Source organism: Enterobacter sp. WCHEn045836 (assembly GCF_003965585.1).
Classification (GTDB): domain Bacteria; phylum Pseudomonadota; class Gammaproteobacteria; order Enterobacterales; family Enterobacteriaceae; genus Enterobacter; species Enterobacter dissolvens.
Map to the genome: position 1 here is coordinate 1 of NZ_RXPT01000002.1, position 14,748 is coordinate 14,748.

The window sequence follows — 14,748 nt, forward strand, 5'->3', positions numbered from 1 at the left end:
CAAATTTAGTGTGCTGATATGGCTCAGTTGGTAGAGCGCACCCTTGGTAAGGGTGAGGTCCCCAGTTCGACTCTGGGTATCAGCACCACTTTATACTTAGGTTAAAGTTCGGCAAGAAGTAAAAGAATTTGTCTGGCGGCTTTAGCGCGGTGGTCCCACCTGACCCCATGCCGAACTCAGAAGTGAAACGCCGTAGCGCCGATGGTAGTGTGGGGTCTCCCCATGTGAGAGTAGGGAACTGCCAGACATCAATTAAGTGAAAAGGCCATCCGAAAGGATGGCCTTTTTGCATTTCTACACTGCACACAGCGTAGGCCGGGTAAGGCGAAGCCGCCACCCGGCATAACAAACGATTAATGAATCACCTGCGACAGGAAAGCGCGCGTACGTTCTGATTTAGGATGGGCAAAGAACTCATCCGGCGGCGCCTGCTCGACAATTTCACCTCGATCCATAAAGATCACCCGGTCAGCCACGGTTCTGGCGAACCCCATTTCGTGAGTTACACACAGCATAGTCATTCCGGATTGCGCCAGCCCAATCATGGTATCCAGAACTTCTTTTACCATCTCTGGATCCAGCGCTGAAGTTGGTTCATCAAACAGCATAATTTTGGGCTTCATGCACAGGGAACGGGCGATTGCCACACGCTGCTGCTGGCCACCCGATATCTGTCCTGGAAATTTATTGGCGTGTTCAGCAATACGTACACGTTCCAGATAGTGCATCGCTAACGCTTCAGCTTCCTTTTTCGGCATTTTGCGTACCCAAATCGGCGCAAGCGTACAGTTCTGCAGTACCGTCAGATGGGGGAACAGATTAAAGTGCTGAAACACCATCCCGACTTCCTGACGCACGCGTTCGATATTGCGAATATCTTCATTCAGCTCGATACCATCCACAACAATACGCCCCTGCTGATGTTCCTCAAGGTGATTGATGCAGCGAATGGTTGTCGATTTCCCGGACCCGGAAGGGCCGCAAAGTACAATACGTTCGCCCTGCTTGACCTTAAGATTGATATCTTTCAGGACATGAAACTGCCCGTACCATTTATTCACGTTTTCCAGCGTAATCATCGCGTCGGCGGGTGTCATAGTAATTTGGCTCATAATTTCCTCAGTGCGGTGTACGCCCGGTGTTAAAGCGCTTTTCCAGATGCTGGCTATAGCGCGACATGCTAAAACAAAAGATCCAGTAGATCAGAGCAGCAAAGACATAACCCTCGGTGGACATGCCAAGCCAGACAGGGTCAACCGTTGCCTGCTGCACGCTGCTAAAGAGATCGAACAATCCGATGATGATTACCAGGCTGGTATCTTTGAAGAGGGCGATGATGGTGTTCACCAGCCCCGGGATAACCAGCTTGAGCGCTTGCGGGAGGATGACCAGCCCCTGTGTTTTCCAGTAGCCGAGTGCGAGTGATTCCGCTGCTTCATACTGTCCTTTAGGTAATGCCTGCAGACCACCACGTACTACTTCCGCAACGTAGGCAGACTGGAACAGAATGACCCCCACCAGGGCACGGATCAGTTTGTCTATCGTCGTGCCTTCTGCCATAAACAGTGGCAACATGACTGAAGACATGAACAGAACGGTGATAAGCGGTACACCACGCCAGAACTCAATGAAAATAACGGAAAGCACGCGGACAACGGGCATTTTTGAGCGACGCCCAAGTGCCAGCAGAATGCCCCATGGCAGTGCGCCTGCGATCCCCACAGAAGCAATAATCAGCGTCAGCGTTAACCCGCCCCACTGTCGGGTTTCCACGCGTTCCAGCCCCAGAAAACCACCGTACAGCAGTACCCACACAACAACCGGATACACCACCGCCCAGCAGGCGATGTACCGTCCGCGTTGCGGCAGCGTTTTCAGGAACATGACGGCGATGGAGAGCAGGCCAAAGACAAGCGCCAGATTAATCCGCCAGCGCTGTTCGTGTGGATACAACCCATACATGAACTGACCAAAACGCTCGTGGATAAACACCCAGCAAGCCCCTGCTTTGGTACAGTCTGCCCGGGTTGAACCAACCCAGTTAGCCTGCAAGAAAGCCCAGTTAACGAGTGGCGGGATCAACTCCCACATAAGCCACAGGCAAACAATCGTCAGCAGGCTGTTACTCCAGCTGGAGAACAGATTCTTACGCGCCCAGAGAATAAAACGTCCACCTGTCGAGTGGGCAGGACGCGAGGAGTGCGACAATATCGCTTTAGTCATCATAGTTCCTTAGCGCTCGACCAGTGCTATACGACGGTTATACAGGTTCATCAGCAGTGAGATCGCCAGGCTGATAATCAGATAGACAGACATGGTGATGGCAATGGTTTCAATGGCCTGTCCGGTCTGGTTAAGCACGGTGCCGGCGAAGAGTGACACCATATCCGGGTAGCCAATAGCGGCCGCCAGCGACGAGTTTTTGACAATATTGAGGTACTGGCTGGTCAGGGGCGGAATGATGACCCGTAACGCCTGCGGAATAATGACCTGTCGAAGCGTCACCGTATGAGGTAACCCCAGGGAGCGGGCTGCCTCGTGCTGTCCATGCGGAACTGCCTGGATCCCCGCCCGAATAATTTCGGCGATAAACGCGGACGTATAAATGGAAAGGGCCAGCGTCAGGGCCGCCAGTTCAGGAATTAACACCATCCCGCCCTGGAAGTTAAAGCCCCGCAGATGTGGCACATCCCAGTGTAACGCGGCACCAAATAGCCAGTGTGTCAGTAGCGGCAGACCGATGATCAGGAGCGCCGCAATGGGCCATGTCTTGCGAAGCTGCCCGGTTTTGATCTGATGTTTGCGGTTATAGCGAAATAGCCCGGCAGAGAGGGCGAGCGCGATGATGATCGCGGCGATAAAAGCATACATCCCTTCTGCGAGCTCAGGAGAAGGAATATAGAGACCACGGTTGCTCAGGAAAAACAGATCGAAGGCATCGACAGCCTGACGTGGACCAGGAAGGTTACGCAGTACGGCGAAATACCAGAAAAAGATCTGTAGCAGTGGCGGGATATTACGGAACGTCTCAATGTAAATGGTGGACAGCTTTCGCAGCAGCCAGTTTTCTGAGAGGCGAGCAAGGCCAATAAAAAAGCCCAGAATAGACGCAAACACAATACACAGTGCAGATACCAGCAGTGTATTGAGTAAACCGACCAGGAACACGCGTCCGTATGTATCGCCTTCCTGATAGTCAATAAGATGCTGAACAATGCCAAAACCCGCACTGCGATCCAGAAAAGCAAAGCCGGAGGTAATACCGCGATTATTCAGATTGGTAACCGTGTTATGAATCAAATAAATGGCGATAAGAACAACCGCAAGAATGGCAATAATCTGGAATAGCCAGGCGCGGACCGCGGGATGAGAAAAGGATAGCGATCCTTTTACGGGGGAGCGGCGATGGGACATAAAGAAACCTCGGTAACCATGACTCTGGAGTGGGCACTGCGTTCGCAGTGCCCGTTACAGCTAAGACTTAACGTACTGGCGGTGCGTACTGAATACCGCCGTTATTCCAGAGATTGTTCTGGCCGCGTTTGATCTTCAGCGGGCTTTCCGAGCCTACGTTGCGCTCAAAGATCTCAGCGTAGTTGCCTACCTGTTTGATGATGTTGTACGCCCACTTGTTATCCAGCTTCAGATCCTTGCCAAAATCGCCTTCCGTGCCCAGTAGGTGTGCCATATCCGGGGTGGATGGTTTGGCGGCTTTCTCATCGACGTTTTTCGAACTGATGCCCATCTCTTCTGCGTTCAACATGGCAAACAGGGTCCAGCGAACGATAGAGAACCAGTCTTCGTCGCCACGGCGAACGACGGGCCCAAGAGGCTCTTTGGAGATCACTTCAGGCAGGACAATCCACTCTGCCGGGTTGCTCAGCTTGATACGCAGCGCGTAGAGCTGCGACTGGTCAGAAGCCAGCGTATCGCAACGGCCGGATTCCAGCGCTTTGGCTGATTCATCAGAGCGATCGAATGTCACCGGCGTGTACTTCATGTTGTTCGCTTTGAAATAATCCGCGACGTTAAGTTCGGTATCGGTACCTGCCTGAATACAAACGGTCGCACCATCCAGCTCTTTGGCGCTTTTCAGGCCCGCTTTATTGTGGGTCAGGAAACCGATGCCGTCATAATAGGTGACACCGGTGAAAGACATCCCCATGCCCGCGTCACGGGAGGAGGTCCAGGTGGTATTACGTGAGAGCATGTCAACTTCGCCGGACTGCAGCGCGGTGAAACGTTCTTTTGCCGTCAGTGGGGTATATTTTACTTTGCTGTCATCACCAAAAACGGCAGCGGCGACGCCCCGGCAGACGTCAACATCGATACCGGTAAATTTGCCGTTCGCATCGGCATAAGAGAAGCCAGGCAAACCATCGCTAATACCGCATTGAACAAAACCTTTCTTTTTAACGGCATCCAGCGTCGTGCCCGCATGGGCCTGACCCGCAACAGCAAACAACATGCCCGCGGCGGCCAGGCTGGCTATCATCGTCTTTTTCATAATGCATCCTGTGTGGCTAAATTTATCGTTATTGAAGCGTTTAAACACTTTTACCCGTCTGTGGCGTTGGCCAACGTTTATAAAGCAAACGTAATGCCAGGTTTTGCGCTCGACAAAATAAGTGATAAGTGAACGCTTAATGCTGAGTGTAGACAGGCTTAAATAAATCGAGCGCCCCGAAACAGTGCGAAATTACAACCTGTGCCACAAATCAGAGCAAAAGTTTGCCTGTCGGAGAGATTAAAATGAGAAATGGTTTCTGAGGTGAATATTGGCAGGGTAATAAATGGGATTAATAGGTGAAAATCATCACGATAGAATATGAAACTTAATAAGATGCAGGAAAAAAATGTGATTGACTTCAGTCTGAAATAATTTCCAGGCATAAAAGCAGGGCTATTTTTTTACTTATCTGAAAATACTGCACTATTTAAAAGCAAAAGCGCGGACAACGCCGCGCTTTCACAAGGTATGTTACGCCACTGGCGTTACCGGGTCAGGGCAACAATACCCAGCGTTAAGCCCGCTACAGCGGCAGCACCGCCGGCGATAGCACCTGCTGTTTCCCAGTTATCCTGAGTGGTGCCTTTCATACAGGTATTGGTATGAACCAGTCGGCCCTGATCGTCGTATACCGGTACACATGGAGAGTCGTGCGCGCATCCAGCCAGCAGCGCAGCGAGTAGTGCAACGGAAATGAATCTTTTCATGGTGTTACCTCAGTATTATTTCGCATTCGCTATAAAGCCAGGAGGGCCATTAACGAACTGGAGCTTATTTTACCACCGGGATAACCCCGCGTTACACGAGGAATAATCTCAAATTATGTGGTTTGTAAACATCGTGGAGAAAAGCGTTTAGTCAGAGCGAATTAATGGAGAAATTATGGAGTGGCAATATGAGATTTTTACTTAATGCAAACGAGTGTTTTTTTTTAAGGCTGACAAATATAAAACCTAATACACTGTTTATATTGAGAATAAAAAAGGCACCCGCGGTGCCTTTCAGGTATTCAACACGCTTTGTGGCGGGTAAACCGTCTTCGGACAACCACAAAGAAAACAGGCACGAAGAAGATAGCCAGAAGCGTCGCAGAAAGCATGCCTCCCATTACCCCTGTCCCGACTGCGTTTTGCGCACCGCTCCCGGCACCAGTGCTGATCACCAGCGGCATAACGCCGAGAATAAAGGCCAGCGAGGTCATCAGAATTGGGCGAAGGCGCATCCTTGAGGCCTCAAGCGTGGCTTCGATTATGCCTTTACCCTCTTTTTCCATCAGATCTTTAGCAAACTCGACGATCAGAATGGCGTTTTTGGCCGACAAACCAATCGTTGTCAGCAGACCTACCTGGAAATAGACGTCATTATTTAAGCCACGTAACGATGCCGCAATAAGGGCCCCAATGACCCCCAACGGCACCACCAGCATCACTGAGAATGGGATGGACCAGCTTTCGTAAAGGGCAGCCAGGCACAGGAACACCACAATCAGTGAAATGGCATACAGGGCAGGTGCCTGGTTTCCGGACAGTCGCTCCTGATAAGACATTCCTGTCCAGTCAAAGCCGATGCCGGAAGGCAGTTTTGCAGCAAGACTCTCCATCAGTGCCATTGCCTCTCCGGTACTTTTACCGGGTGCAGACTCACCAATAATCTCCATGGATGGCACTCCGTTGTAACGCTCCAGGCGAGGGGAACCGTATACCCAGCGAGAGGTACTAAAGGCGGAGAAAGGCACCATTTCGCCATTCGCGCTGCGTACATAGAGGTTGTTGATGTCCCCGGGCAGCATACGGAAGCGCGCATCGGCCTGAACATACACTTTTTTCACCCGTCCATGATCGATAAAGTCATTTACATAGGTTCCCCCTAATGCCGTCGAAATGGTCTGGTTAACATCAGAAAGACTGATACCCAGCGCCTGAGCCTTCTCCTGGTCGACATCCAGTTTAAACTGAGGGGTATCTTCAAGACCGTTGGGGCGCACGCGTACCAGCATGTCAGGGTGTGCTTTCACCAGTCCGAGCAATTTATTCCGTGCCTGAGTCAGCTGGGTATGGCCCAGATTTGCCTGGTCAATCAGTTCAAAGTCGAAGCCCGTTGCAGTTCCCAGCTCGATAATCGCAGGCAGGTTGAACGGAAATACGAGACCGTCTTTTATCTGGCTGAAGGCTTTTGTCGCGCGGCCAACAATTGCTTCAACGCTATTTTCCGCGCCCGGTCGCGCTTCCCAGGGTTTCAGGCTGACGAAGGCAATTCCGGCGTTCTGGCCCTGACCGCTAAAGCTAAAACCATTTACCGTAAAGACGGATTCGACGTTGGCCTTTTCGTTATTCAGGTAATAGTTCTGTACCTGGTCGAGAACCTGCTGCGTGCGCGTCTGGGTTGCACCGGCCGGAAGCTGAACCATCGTCATAAATACGCCCTGGTCCTCTTCGGGCAGGAAGGAGGTGGGTAAACGCAGAAACAGTACCGCCATGCCACCGACGATAATGATGTACACCACCAGATAGCGTCCGGTCTTGCGTAAAATACCGCTCACGCTGTTGCTGTAATGTTCCACGCTCTTATCAAAAAGCGCATTAAACCAGCCAAAGAAACCGCCTTTTTTTTCGTGGTGATCGCCGGATACCGGTTTAAGCAGAGTGGCGCACAGCGCGGGGGTCAGGATCAGGGCGACCAACACGGAGAGCGCCATTGCCGAAACGATGGTCAGTGAAAACTGGCGATAGATGGCCCCGGTTGAACCACCGAAAAATGCCATCGGAATAAAGACCGCCGAGAGCACCATGGCAATCCCCACCAGAGCACCCTGGATCTGTTCCATCGACTTCTGTGTCGCCTCTTTTGGCGGCAGTTTGTCCTCTACCATCACGCGTTCGACGTTCTCAACGACCACAATGGCATCATCAACCAGCAAGCCTATTGCCAGCACCATCCCGAACATCGTCAGGGTATTGATGGAGAACCCGAATGCCGCCAGCACCGCGAAGGTTCCCAGCAAAACAACCGGCACCGCGATAGTGGGGATAAGCGTCGCGCGCAGGTTTTGCAGAAACAGATACATCACCAGGAAGACGAGAATGATCGCTTCAAACAGGGTTTTCACCACTTCGTGAATCGAGATCTTCACAAACGGTGTGGTGTCGTACGGATAAACCACCTTCAGACCCTGTGGGAAGAATTGCTGTAGCTGGGCCAGCTTGCTCTTGATGGCTGCAGCCGTATCCAGCGCATTTGCACCGGTTGCCAGCTTAATCCCCAGGCCAGTTGCAGCCTGCCCGTTGATTTTGGTCACCATATTGTAGTTTTCGCCACCCAGTTCAATGCGTGCCACGTCCTTCAAATGCACCATCGAGCCGTCCTGGTTCACCTTCAGCGTCACGCGGCCAAACTCTTCCGGTGATTTCAGGCGGGTTTGCGCAATGATCGAGGCGTTCAGCTGCTGGCCCGGTACAGACGGTGTGCCACCTAACTGGCCTGCCGCAATCTGATCGTTCTGGGTTTTCAGTTGATTAATAATGTCCAGCGGCGTCAGCTGATATTTGTTCATTGCGTTGCTGTCGAGCCAGATACGCATCGCATACTGGGCACCAAACAGCTGAACATCACCCACCCCCGTGGTTCGGCTAATCGCATCTTTCACATTCGAGGCGACATAGTCAGAGATGTCGTCCTGCGAGAGGTTTTTATTGTCGGAAACAAAGCCGGCAACCAGCAGGAAGCTGCTGCTGGCTTTTTTTACGCCGATCCCTTGTTGCTGGACCTCCTGCGGCAACAGCGGCATGGCGAGCTGAAGTTTGTTCTGGACCTGAACCTGCGCGATGTCCGGGTCTGTACCTGACTCAAACGTCAGGGTAAGGGTGACGTTACCTGCAGAGTCGCTGGTGGATGACATATACATCAGGTTATCGACGCCGTTCATGTTCTGTTCGATAACCTGCGTAACGGTATCCTGCACCGTCTGGGCATCTGCGCCGGGATAGGTCGCGGTTATGGCAACCGCGGGTGGGGCGATAGTCGGATACTGTGCGACGGGCAATTTGAGGATCGCCAGCCCACCAGCAATCATCAAAATGATGGCGAGAACCCAGGCGAAAACCGGCCTCTGGATAAAGAAATTAGCCATGTCGTCGTTCCTTAACCGGCTGGAGTTGTAGAGGTATCGGGTGTGGCGACGACGGTAGCCCCAGGCCTGACTTTTTGTAACCCACTGACAATCACGCGGTCACCGTCTTTCAGTCCTTCCGTGATCAGCCAGCGATCGCCAATGGCCTGGGATGCAACGACGGTGCGTGACTCGACCTGGTTTTTGGCGTTAACAATCAGGACGGTTGCATCCCCACGCGGTGTGCGGGTCACGCCTTGCTGGGGAACCAGAATCGCATTCGGCTGTGTACCCTCATTAATGCGGGCGCGTACAAACATGCCCGGTAACAGCAGGTGCAGGGGATTCGGGAAAATCGCCCGCAGAGTGATGGAGCCGGTGCTTTCATCAACCGTCACGTCGGAAAACTGCAGCGTCCCTTTTAGCGGATAAGGCTGACCATTCTCCATCAACAGCTCGACGGTGCTGGTGATCTCTCCTTTTTGCAGGCTTGTCTGCTTCAGACGCATAAAATCATTGCTGGACTGGGTGACATCGACATACATCGGATCCAGCTGCTGTACCGTTGCCATGACGTTTGCCTGGCCGTTGGTAACAAGCGCCCCTTCGGTCACGCTGGATTTACCAATGCGACCCTCGACGGGAGAGGTGACTTTGGTATAGGCGAGGTTGATGCGTGCGCTTTCAACCCCTGCTTTTGCGGCAACGACGCTGGCATCCGCCTGCTGAGCCGTCGCGACGGCCTGGTCGTACTCCTGCTTACTGACATACTGTGTGCCCACGAGCGGGAGATAACGTTTCACCGTCAGGTGCGCAATATTGGCTGCTGCCTGGGCTTTCGCCAGCTCCCCTTTTGCGTTGTCATACGCCGCCTGATAGCTGGCGGGATCGATCTGATAAAGTGACTGACCAGCTTTGACATCGCTGCCTTCGGTGAAATTGCGACGCAGGATAATACCGCTAACCTGAGGACGCACTTCCGCAACGCGAAACGCATCGGTTCTGCCAGGAAGCTCTGTAGTGACATTCAGGGGGGCACTTTTAACAATATGTACACTCACCTGAGGAGATTGCGGTTGATGTTGTTGGTTTTCCTGCCCATCGCATCCGGTAAGCAGTGCGGCGCAGACAATAAAACCGGTTAAGGGTAAGCGTCTGAAATGATTCGTCATTACTGTTCCTTTAAATACCCATTAACCGATATTTCCGTGAATCGGAGCCAGGGCAGGGGACAAAAACAAAAAATGTAGCTGCGTATAATAATGAGGGTGTTTAATGTTTTTTAATTTATAAGTGCGAATGAATGCACTAATAATAAAAAAAATCAGAACCGGATCTTATAGAAGCAACGAAATAGTTCTGAAAGGCTAATCAGGTTAAGGGCGTTTGATAACCGGTATTCATATATTATATGAATCTAATTGCTGCTAAATATTTATCTCAATTATAAATTAAGCGGATTGACGTTTTTTGTGCAGAAATAAAACCGGTTTTAATGAATACTCCCGACGACCAACCTCCGATTTACAGCTTAAATCTTGTGAGTAACGAGTAGTCGTCTATGGCGCGTAAAAAGAAAGCAGAGGCTCAACAGACCCGTCAACAGCTGATTGAAGCGGCTATCGGGCAGTTTGCGACGCGCGGTGTGGCTAACACCACGCTGACGGATATCGCGGATGCGGCAAAGGTGACACGTGGTGCCGTCTACTGGCATTTCAGCAGCAAAGCAGAAATATTTAATGCGATTTGGGAACAGCAATTGCCGCTTCGTGACATCATTCGCGACAGACTTTCTCTTTCCGCCAATGCTGATCCATTGTTAATGCTTCGTGAGCAATTCATCACGGCGTTGCAATATATTGCACATGAGCCACGCCAGTGTGCACTTTTACAAATTTTGTATCATAAGTGTGAATTTGCCAGCGATATGATTTCAGAGTATGAAATCAGGAAGCGCATTGGCTTCAACGATGACGCTCTGCGTGCGACGCTGGAAACGTGTATTTCGCGAAACATTATTTCGGCGCAGATGAATGTGGATTTAACGCTGATTGTGTTCCATGGATTTTTTAGTGGAATAATTAAAAACTGGTTAATGAATAACAACAGTTTTAATCTTTATCAGCAGGCTCCCGCTCTGGTCGATAACATTCTGGCGACACTCCCTGTTACGCGAATGTCGCCACGTGAAGAGACTTACGACTCGGTGTCGGGCAAGATCTCTCCCTGCTCGCAAAGCGTCTCAATGGTCTGTGCGCTGACAGGTTTGCCTAACAAATAACCCTGAAGGGTATTACACCCCAGCTCTGTCAAAAAGGCTTGTTGGGCTTCGGTCTCCACCCCTTCAGCCACCACTTTCAGATTCAGCGTTTTCGCCAGGGCGACAATCGCGGAGACAATCGTCGCATCTTCGCTTTCCCCACTTAACTCTTTCACAAACGCCCTGTCGATTTTCAATTCACAGGCGGGTAAGCGTTTAAGATACAGCAGGCTCGAGTATCCGGTACCAAAGTCATCAATGGAGGCTTTCACGCCCGCATTCGTCAACTCCGTCAACACCCGCACGCTCTCATCCGGATTGCTCATCGCGGTCGTTTCCGTCACTTCCAGGATCAGCATTTCCGGTGGTACCTGATGACGCGCCAGACACTCGAGCACCGTATTAACCAGTGACGGCTGTTCAAACTGCAGCGTCGACAGATTCACTGCCATCGACCAGTTTTGATGTCCTTTAAGGTGCCATTCACGCAACTGGCGGCAGGCTTCATTGAGCACCCAGTTACCAATCGGAATGATCTGCCCTGTTTTTTCCGCCAGCGGCAGGAACAGGTCTGGCGTGAGTAATCCCTGCTTCGGGTGTTGCCAGCGCAGGAGCGCTTCAAATCCAAGTATCGGGCCTGCCGGAGCGTGGAATTTGGGCTGATAATGCAGCTGGAGTTCATTACGATCGATGGCCAGCCACAGATCGTTCATGAGCTGCAGATGGGTTTGCGCAAGGGTGTTCATGGAGGGCTGGAAAAAGTGATAACCGTTACGGCCCATATGCTTGGTGTGGTACATCGCCGCATCGGCGTTAAACATCAGTTCGCGCTCGGTTTTGCCGTCGTGCGGATACAGCGCAATACCAATGCTAAGGGTCACCACCAGCTCATACGGATCCAGATTGAATGGACTATCGATAGTGCGCACCAGCGCGTTGGCGAGGGAGGCCGCATCGTCCGGGCCTTCTGCTTCTGCGAGCAGCACAAACTCATCACCGCCGATTCGTGCAAGGGTAAACTGGCCTTTCAGGGGGAGCAGCAGGCGCTGCGTAACGGCCACCAGCAGCTTATCGCCGACATCATGACCGTAGGCGTCATTGACGGCTTTAAAACCGTCGAGATCCATGAACATCAATGCGAAATGCGTACCCTCACGGTCTGCTTTGTTGATGGCCTGGTCGAGTCGGTCTTCCAGCAGGATACGATTGGGCAGGCGCGTCAGCGTATCTTGCAGTGCCAGTTGAGCCAGCTCCCGGTTAGCTTCTGCCAGGGATGAGGCAAGGAGAGAGGTGCGTGCCTGAAGGCGCGCATCCAGCATGGAGACCAGCAGGGTGATCCCAAGGATGGCGAGCGCGACGACGCTCACCAGCACAGCCAGCCAGCTGCCGTTAATGCCGTCATGGTGTGCCATGGTCGACATCGGAAACTGGGCGGCTTTCATCCCCGCGTAGTGCATTCCGGCAATGGCGATCCCCATCGTGATCGCGGCACCCATGCGCATTAGCGCCACCTGGGCGGCTTCATGACGCAGGCGGAATGTCAGCCACAGTGCCGTGAGCGACGCCGCAAGCGCGATAGCCACCGATATACCCACCCATGTTTTATCCCAGATAATACCGGGCGTGACCTCCAGTGCCGCCATACCGGTGTAATGCATGGCCACAATACCGCTTCCCATCACCAGTGCACCGGGCAGCAGACGGCGCAAACGCAGCTGTTCGCAGCTGACAAGCCACAATGCAAACAAGGATGAACCTACGGCAATGACCATAGATAACCCCGTCAGGGTGGCGTTGTAGCTCATGCTCATGGAGAGATCCATTGCCAGCATGCCGATGAAATGCATCGCCCATACGCCAATACCCATTGCAATACCGCCACCGGCCAGCCAGATGCGAGCTGCGACCCCCTGACTCCCCGCGACACGCGCGGCCATATTCAGCGCGGTATAGGCAGCAAGGATGGCAACAACAAAGGAGAGGACTACAAGGATATGGTTGTATTGGCTAACCAGCATGATCGGTTCAACTCGAGTGTGAGGTTACGCAGGAGCGATTGGGAAGGGCGAGACATTATCATCGTAAGGTAATGACTCAAAGGGATTTAAATCCCCGTTTTTACCAGGGGATTTCGGGGATTTTGGCGACGTTAGCGGCTCAGTCCAGCTCTGAACAATTGACGAGTTTAAGCGGGTTCACAGAATTCATATTGCGACACTTGTCGGTCTCGGTGCTCATCAGTTCAATCCACTGCATCAGCAGCGTATCGAAGATAAAAACGGAGACAGCAAAGACAACCAGCCACCAGTATTTACGAATCATTGTGACATTCCGGGAGAAGAGAGCCAGTAAGGTGGTGGAAATATACACGAAAAGTCGCGGTTGGAAAGTGGGGGAAGCGAAGGTTTACAAAGCGTTGACGGTAGCAGGTCTGGGGCAATAAAAAAGGCGCATCCCCATGCCAGGTAGCGCCTTTTTAAACAAGCATTTCGCTAACCGAAATTAGTTCATGCCGTATTTTTTCAGTTTCTTACGCAGGGTACCACGGTTGATACCCATCATCAGCGCAGCGCGGGTTTGGTTACCGCGGGTGTATTGCATCACCATGTCCAACAGTGGCTGTTCAACTTCAGCCAGTACCAGCTCATAGAGGTCATTAACATCCTGACCATTCAGTTGAGCAAAATAGTTCTTCAGTGCCTGTTTAACCGAGTCACGCAGGGGTTTTTGAGTTACCTGGTCCTGAGAGTTAACGGTAGAAACGGTCAGTACGTCAGAATTTACGCGTTGTTCGAACATAGTTCTGTCAGCTCTTTATTTCATTACGCAAGATTTTCGAAGTATGCCTCCAACGCCTCCAGCTGTTCGCTGGCATCCTCTATGGCGTTGAATGTGCGCCGAAACTGGTCATTTGGAGCGTGCTCCTGGAGATACCAGGAGACGTGTTTACGCGCAATTCGGTACCCTTTTGCCTGACCGTAGTGGTCATGCAGTTCCCGAACATGCGAACAAAGCAAGCGCTTAACCTCTGCCAGTGGCAGCGGGGCAAGCAGCTCCCCAGTGTCCAGATAATGCTGGATTTCCCGAAAGATCCAGGGTCTTCCCTGAGCTGCACGTCCTATCATCAGAGCATCAGCTCCCGTATAGTCGAGCACAGCTCTGGCTTTAAGCGGGTCAGTAATGTCGCCATTCGCGATAATCGGAATGGAAACTTTCTGCTTAACTGCCCGAATGCTGTCGTATTCAGCTTCACCGTTGAACAAACAGGCGCGAGTGCGTCCATGAATGGTCAGGGCCTGAATGCCACAGTCTTCGGCCAGTTGGGCAATCTCTACACAGTTACGGTGTTCCGGCGACCAACCCGTGCGAATCTTCAACGTAACAGGAACGTCCACTGCGCTGACAACCGCCGTCAGGATTGACTTCACCTGGTCGGGGTATTGCAGAAGGGCTGAACCTGCAAGCTTGCGATTCACTTTTTTGGCCGGGCAACCCATGTTGATATCAATAATCTGGGCGCCACTTTCCACGTTAATCCGCGCGGCATCTGCCATCTCTTCAGGCACACTTCCGGCGATTTGCACGGTGCGAATACCTGGTTCATCAATGTGCACCATCCGAAGGCGGGATTTATCGCTTTCCCAGACCTGCGGGTTAGACGACATCATCTCGGAAACGGTTAAACCGGCTCCCATCTCATAGCACAGCGTCCTGAACGGCCGGTCGGTAATACCTGCCATTGGGGCTGCGATCAGGCGATTTCTGAGCTGGTGGTGTCCGATGCGCATGAGTTAAGAAATGACCATACTGTGACTGCAAGGCGGCGTATATTACGCATTTTTTGCACGAGATGAAAGGCCAAACTTTGAACAA

General features: G+C 52.0%; 12 protein-coding genes, 1 tRNA gene and 1 rRNA gene. 3 read left to right on the plus strand and 11 right to left on the minus strand.

Annotation, left to right across the window (positions count from 1 at the left end):
• Positions 1–12 precede the first annotated feature (12 nt).
• A tRNA-Thr gene (locus tag EKN38_RS02385) sits at positions 13–88 on the plus strand.
• Between the two features lie 43 nt (positions 89–131).
• Positions 132–247, plus strand: a 5S ribosomal RNA gene (gene rrf, locus EKN38_RS02390).
• A gap of 106 nt (positions 248–353) precedes the next feature.
• On the opposite strand, the gene EKN38_RS02395 is transcribed toward rrf, so the two are convergent.
• From EKN38_RS02395 to EKN38_RS02425, 7 genes are all read right to left on the minus strand, one after another.
• Positions 354–1,112, minus strand: a complete 759-nt coding sequence (locus EKN38_RS02395) for an amino acid ABC transporter ATP-binding protein (protein WP_014171880.1) — start codon at positions 1,110–1,112, stop codon at positions 354–356.
• A gap of 7 nt (positions 1,113–1,119) precedes the next feature.
• Complete coding sequence (locus EKN38_RS02400; protein ID WP_126521747.1) at positions 1,120–2,223, minus strand: amino acid ABC transporter permease; 1,104 nt, start codon at positions 2,221–2,223, stop codon at positions 1,120–1,122.
• Between the two features lie 9 nt (positions 2,224–2,232).
• Entirely contained in the window at positions 2,233–3,414 is a 1,182-nt protein-coding gene (locus EKN38_RS02405; protein ID WP_014833505.1) for an amino acid ABC transporter permease, read from the minus strand.
• A 67-nt stretch (positions 3,415–3,481) separates the two neighbouring features.
• On the minus strand, positions 3,482–4,507 hold the full coding sequence (locus EKN38_RS02410; RefSeq protein WP_014833504.1) for an amino acid ABC transporter substrate-binding protein: 1,026 nt from the start codon (positions 4,505–4,507) through the stop codon (positions 3,482–3,484).
• 488 nt (positions 4,508–4,995) lie between these two features.
• Positions 4,996–5,217, minus strand: a complete 222-nt coding sequence (locus tag EKN38_RS02415; protein ID WP_013099001.1) for a lipoprotein — start codon at positions 5,215–5,217, stop codon at positions 4,996–4,998.
• 302 nt (positions 5,218–5,519) lie between these two features.
• A complete protein-coding gene (locus EKN38_RS02420; protein WP_014833503.1) occupies positions 5,520–8,636 on the minus strand; it encodes an efflux RND transporter permease subunit in 3,117 nt (1,038 codons plus the stop codon).
• 11 nt (positions 8,637–8,647) lie between these two features.
• On the minus strand, positions 8,648–9,787 hold the full coding sequence (locus tag EKN38_RS02425) for an efflux RND transporter periplasmic adaptor subunit (protein WP_126521611.1): 1,140 nt from the start codon (positions 9,785–9,787) through the stop codon (positions 8,648–8,650).
• A 389-nt stretch (positions 9,788–10,176) separates the two neighbouring features.
• Between EKN38_RS02425 and envR the strand changes: the two genes are divergently transcribed.
• Positions 10,177–10,896: an acrEF/envCD operon transcriptional regulator gene (gene envR, locus EKN38_RS02430; RefSeq protein ID WP_014833501.1), complete on the plus strand. Its 720-nt coding sequence runs from the start codon at positions 10,177–10,179 to the stop codon at positions 10,894–10,896.
• Here envR and EKN38_RS02435 read toward each other — a convergent pair.
• The 4 genes from EKN38_RS02435 to dusB all read right to left on the minus strand — a co-directional run bounded on the left by EKN38_RS02435 (position 10,812) and on the right by dusB (position 14,663).
• Complete coding sequence (locus tag EKN38_RS02435; RefSeq protein ID WP_014833500.1) at positions 10,812–12,893, minus strand: putative bifunctional diguanylate cyclase/phosphodiesterase; 2,082 nt, start codon at positions 12,891–12,893, stop codon at positions 10,812–10,814. The genes envR and EKN38_RS02435 overlap by 85 nt on opposite strands.
• A gap of 139 nt (positions 12,894–13,032) precedes the next feature.
• On the minus strand, positions 13,033–13,197 hold the full coding sequence (locus EKN38_RS02440) for a DUF2556 family protein (RefSeq protein WP_014833499.1): 165 nt from the start codon (positions 13,195–13,197) through the stop codon (positions 13,033–13,035).
• A 180-nt stretch (positions 13,198–13,377) separates the two neighbouring features.
• Entirely contained in the window at positions 13,378–13,674 is a 297-nt protein-coding gene (fis, locus tag EKN38_RS02445) for a DNA-binding transcriptional regulator Fis (protein WP_000462905.1), read from the minus strand.
• A gap of 23 nt (positions 13,675–13,697) precedes the next feature.
• Positions 13,698–14,663 (minus strand): tRNA dihydrouridine synthase DusB, encoded by a 966-nt coding sequence (dusB, locus tag EKN38_RS02450; RefSeq protein WP_013098996.1) that lies wholly within the window; start codon positions 14,661–14,663, stop codon positions 13,698–13,700.
• Between the last annotated feature and the right edge of the window lie 85 nt (positions 14,664–14,748).